Consider the following 1,380-nt stretch of genomic DNA (forward strand, 5'->3'; position numbering starts at 1 on the left):
CCCCCCCCCCCCCCCCCCCCCCCCCCCCCCCCCCCACTACCGGATGCAGGTCAGGTGCTGCGGTGGATCTCCACGGTGACATGCACCAGCTCCTCATGGATCGCCAGTGCATTGCGCACGGTATCGGCATCCAGACCTGCGTCGCTGGTGACCACGCTGGCACTGACCGCGTACTTGCCGCGGCCGACCTGCCAGACGTGCAGGTCGGCCAGGCGCGCCGGCCACGGGCCTTGTTCGATCACCTCGCGCACTTCGGCCACCACCGGCGCGTCCATCTGCGCGTCGAGCAGGATGCGGCCGCTGTCGCGCAGCAGGCCGATCGCCCACACCGTGACCAGCACGGCGCCGACCAGGCCCATCACCGGGTCCAGCCAGGTCAGGCCCAGCAGCTTGCCGCCGAGCAGGGCGATGATGGCCAGCACCGAGGTGGCGGCGTCGGCCAGCACGTGCACATAGGCCGAGCGCAGGTTGAGGTCGTGACCGTGCGCATGGGTGTGATCGTGGTTGTGGCCGTGGTGATGGCCATGGTCATGCCCGTGGTGGTGATGCACGTGGCCCGGGCTGTCGTGCAGCCACCAGGCGCACAGCAGGTTGACGCCCAGCCCGACCGCAGCAATGGCGATGGCTTCGTTGTAGTGGATCGTTGCCGGTACCCACAGCCGCTCCAGCGATTGCACCGCCATCAGCGCGGCGACGCCAAGCAGGGCGATGGCGCTGGTATAGCCGGCCAGGATCTCTATCTTCCAGGTACCGAAGGCGAAGCGCGGGTCGTGCGCGTAGCGGCGCGCGCAGCGGTAGGCGAACACTGCCAGGCCCAGCGCCAGCGCGTGCGAGCTCATGTGCCAGCCATCGGCGAGCACAGCCATGGAGTTGAACCACCAGCCGCCGACGATCTCCACCAGCATCATGCTGACGGTGAGCCACAGGGCGCGGCGGGTATTGCGTTCGGCCAGCGGGTTGCCGTCGTCGAAGCGGTGTTCGTGGCGACGGGCGGCGGCGAGGGCATCCAGGTGCATGCGAAGACCAGAGGGTGGAAGGATACCCCCATAGGGTATACGATCCATCCATGGCCCATGTACACAAGAATCGAAAGCAGCTGCTGACCCGGGTACGCCGCATCGGCGGCCAGGTGGCGGCGTTGGAGCAGGCGCTGGACAGGCCGGAGGGTGAGGCCGGCGACTGTGCGGACGTGCTGGTGCAGGTTGCCGCCGTGCGCGGTGCCGCCCACAGCCTGCTGATGGAGCTGCTGCACGAGCATCTGCAGGAACATGTGGTCGGCGCCGAAGACCCGCAGCAGCGGGCGGCCGAGGCCGAGGTGCTGGTCGAACTGCTGCGCCGCTACGGCAAATAGCAAGGGTAGTGCCGGCCGCTGGCCGGCAC

The 1,380-nt window shown here is 68.9% G+C and carries 2 protein-coding genes; one reads left to right on the forward strand and one right to left on the reverse strand.

All coding sequences use genetic code 11. The features are described 5' to 3' along the window. Positions 1-50 precede the first annotated feature (50 nt). On the reverse strand, positions 51-1,016 hold the full coding sequence (dmeF, locus tag ACM0O9_RS19765) for a CDF family Co(II)/Ni(II) efflux transporter DmeF (protein ID WP_329848208.1): 966 nt from the start codon (positions 1,014-1,016) through the stop codon (positions 51-53). A 50-nt stretch (positions 1,017-1,066) separates the two neighbouring features. Here dmeF and ACM0O9_RS19770 point away from each other — a divergent pair, with 50 nt between their 5' ends. Next, positions 1,067-1,351 (forward strand): metal-sensing transcriptional repressor, encoded by a 285-nt coding sequence (locus ACM0O9_RS19770; protein WP_053511351.1) that lies wholly within the window; start codon positions 1,067-1,069, stop codon positions 1,349-1,351. Positions 1,352-1,380 lie beyond the last annotated feature (29 nt).

Source organism: Stenotrophomonas sp. FR012, assembly GCF_047520565.2.
In the GTDB taxonomy this organism is placed as follows: Bacteria; Pseudomonadota; Gammaproteobacteria; order Xanthomonadales; family Xanthomonadaceae; genus Stenotrophomonas; species Stenotrophomonas sepilia.